At 66.8% G+C, this 2,954-nt stretch carries 3 protein-coding genes and 1 pseudogene; all 4 read right to left on the reverse strand.

The window, feature by feature from the left end; translation table 11 throughout:
* Window positions 1-451 (reverse strand): annotated as a pseudogene (locus QZY06_RS18110) (hypothetical protein); the annotation flags it as partial.
* Complete coding sequence (locus tag QZY06_RS18115) at window positions 448-795, reverse strand: hypothetical protein (RefSeq protein WP_295686669.1); 348 nt, start codon at window positions 793-795, stop codon at window positions 448-450. The pseudogene QZY06_RS18110 and the gene QZY06_RS18115, both read right to left, overlap by 4 nt.
* Window positions 792-2,228 carry a hypothetical protein gene (locus QZY06_RS18120; RefSeq protein WP_295686672.1) on the reverse strand — a complete coding sequence of 479 codons (1,437 nt, stop codon included), beginning with the start codon at window positions 2,226-2,228 and terminating at the stop codon, window positions 792-794. The genes QZY06_RS18115 and QZY06_RS18120 overlap by 4 nt, the downstream gene beginning before the upstream one ends.
* A partial coding sequence (locus QZY06_RS18125) for a TonB-dependent receptor (protein WP_295686674.1) occupies window positions 2,225-2,954 on the reverse strand: 730 nt, incomplete at its 5' end. The genes QZY06_RS18125 and QZY06_RS18120, both read right to left, overlap by 4 nt.

Consider the following 2,954-nt stretch of genomic DNA (forward strand, 5'->3'; position numbering starts at 1 on the left):
ACAGGCCCTGCCAGCGGGCGATCACGCGCACATCGCCGATGCCCTGGGTTTCCGAGCGCGAGATGTCGGCCGTGTCCTGCTCTTCGCCGATGGTCTGATGCTCGCGGACCAGATACGGCACCTGAACGTTGATGCCCCAGTCGCGGTTGATGCTGTAGTCCAGCCCCAGCGTGTAGAAGCGGCTCAGCGAGCCCTGCTGGTACTCGTGCTCGGTGGGCAGTTCCTCCGGGTTCTTGTCGAACACATGCGAACCGAGCCTGAGCTGGTTCTGGTCGATGAAATCGAAACGGGCATCGACGCGTAGTCCACTGCTGTTCGCGTAACCAGCACCGCTCCAGTCGGTGGCCACCGAGCAGCCGCAGCTGGAACAGGCCAGCGCCGCGCCTGAAAAGGTAGCAGCGGTCAGCACGGTGAAAGCGCCGGCAAGGCCGGCGGAAAGACGAAGCTTCATCGGGAATTCTCCAGGCACTGCCGGCTCGCGGCGGTGCAGTTCAGCGGCGCCGCGACAGGGCTCCATGGATGCTGCTCGGCCTTGCGCCAGCGACGCGAACGGCCCAGCCGGCGCCGGCGCTCGCTTGCCGGGTCTTCCGCCATTGGCGGGAAACCGAGTTCTGCGAACAAGGCGCGCAGTTCCTGATGGCGGCCGGCGCGGGCCCTGACCCGCACGGTTCGCAGCGACAGGTCGTAGTGGCGGATCGACATCGTCGAACGCATGTCGAGCCCGCCACGCAGGCGAAGCAATGCACCTTCGTCGATCAGGGCCGGCAACTGAAACTCGTAGAGGCTGCGGCTCATGCTTGCGCCCTCGTTGCGGGCTGGCCAGCACTGTTCGGTGCCAGCTGCGCAGCGGTCAGCGATGATCGCCGGCCACGCAGGCGGATCGCGATGCCGAACAGCGCCATCAGCACGATGGTCGCGGCCAGCGTGCTCATCAGCAGATTGCGCTGGTTCGGCGTGAGGCCGAGCGGATCGAGGAAATGGCCCTTGTGCAGCAGGTTGAACAGCAGCGCCTGCGCCTGCTTCAGCTCGCCGTACGGGCCGCCGAGCTGCGCCGCGACCAAGCCGCTGCGGGTCTCGAAATACCAGATCTGATTGGCTGGCCCGGTCGCGCGCCAGACCGGCAGGCGCTTGTTGGCGAAGCCGTAGTCGCGATCGAAGCTGCCGATCAGCACTGGTGCTTCGCTGAGGTCCTTACCGAACGCACCGCTGGCGATACGGCGGGCGAGCGCTTCGTCGCCGCCGTCGAGGGCAGTGCCATCGGCTTCGTTCAACCGCACTACCAGCTTGGCGTCACGCAGCGCAACGGTTTTCCAGAGCGGCGCGCCGCCGAACACCGGCACGGCGATCGCTTCGATCAGCGCACCGTCGCCAGCCTTGAACGGCAGTGCCGACAGCTGCGCCGTACTGATCGCCGGCGGCAGCGGCGCGGCCTGTCCGGGCAGCTCATCGGTCAGCAGCTTGAACAAGCCGGTGGCCGGGAACAGCAGCGCTGGCAGCACCGCGATCCAGGCCAGCCGACGATGAAAACGCCGACTGGTCTGCGCACCACCTCGTCGCAGCAGCATCGCGGCACCGAACACCGTCGTAGCGAAGAACAGGCCGACCATCAGGCCGATCGCCGCTGGCCGCAGATAAGGCACTTCGATGAAGCTCAAGGTATGCAAGGTCTGGAACAGGCCCTGCCAGAAGCGCTTGCTGCTGCCGCTCAGGGTGCCGAGGCGATCGCCGCCGGTATCGACATAGACCACCGTGCCGATGTCGTCTTCGAAGGCCACGGCCCAGACCGGCAGCAGGCGGTTGATCCAGGGGTAGTCGCGCTCGAACTGTGTGATCAGCCAGGCATCGCGAACCGGCGCCGTCTGCTCGCCGCTGTAATGGCGAGCCAGCGTGATCGCCCGCGCCCGGTCGGCATTGGCGATCGGGCTGCCGGTTTGGGCGTCGAGATAGACGCGTTCCGCCTTGCCCGCTGGCTGAACCTGCAAGGCCGCATGGCCATCGATCGAGACATAGCGCAGCTGGCTGGCCTCGCCGATGCCGGCAGCTTCAAGCACGGCGTTCGGTGCCTTGAACGCCGCGGCCTCGAAGCTGGTCTGCGGCGGCTGGAAGGTCACCGGCTTCGGGCCGATGGCGACGATCAGCGGGTGGATCGCGCCGCTGCTGGCCCAGACCACCGCCGTGACGGCGGCGATCCAGGCCAGTGCGCGATGCGTGCGTCGCGCGGCGCTCATTTGCCGGCGGTCCAGGTCAGGCCGGCATAAACAGCACGGCCATCACCGGTCAGGAACTGGCGCTGGTCGGTGCTGTTGGCGTTGGCGATGACGCCGGTGGTGGTGACGTGCCTGGTGCCGGTCAGGTTGTGGCCGTCGACGTACCAGCTCCAGCGTCCGTCCTGGATCGCGCCGCCGATCTTGAAGCCGAGCAGCGCGTAGCCGTCCGACGAAAAGGTGTTGGCGTGATCGATCCAGGTGCCCTGCGGAATCCATTCGACGTTCGGGCCGGCGCTGAACCAGGCGCCCTTCCAGGTCAGATCGGCGCGATAGCTGTTCAGCGGCAGGCCGGCAAGGCGGTTGTTGCCGTAAGTCGGATCCTTGTCGAACTTGAAGTCGTTGAGCAGGTAGGCCTGACGCAGGGTCAGCTGGTACGGCAGCTTGATCGCAGCCGCCAGTTCGACGCCCTGATGGAGGGTCTTCGGCGCATTGATGGTGCCCAGCGGCTGGCCGTTCGGATCGTTGAGGCCGAGCAGTTCGTCACGCAGCCAGGCGCGATACAGCGCCACGTCCAGCGCCAGCCAGTCGCGTTCGATGCGGCTGCCCACTTCCACCGTGGTGCCGCGCTGCGCGGCATTGACCGTGGTGATCTGGCCGCCGGTCAGCTCCGACAGGCTGGGTGGCTCGTAGGAGCGGCTGACATTGGCGAACACCTGGCTGTCGGTGTCGAGGTCGTAGCGCAGGCCG

The organism is uncultured Nevskia sp. (genome assembly GCF_903885465.1).
GTDB lineage: Bacteria > Pseudomonadota > Gammaproteobacteria > Nevskiales > Nevskiaceae > Nevskia.

Bases quoted from the DNA above. Each gene is read 5' to 3' on its own strand.
- QZY06_RS18115 (WP_295686669.1), bottom strand. From the start codon at position 795: ATGAGCCGCAGCCTCTACGAGTTTCAGTTGCCGGCCCTGATCGACGAA.
- QZY06_RS18120 (WP_295686672.1), bottom strand. From the start codon at position 2,228: ATGAGCGCCGCGCGACGCACGCATCGCGCACTGGCCTGGATCGCCGCC.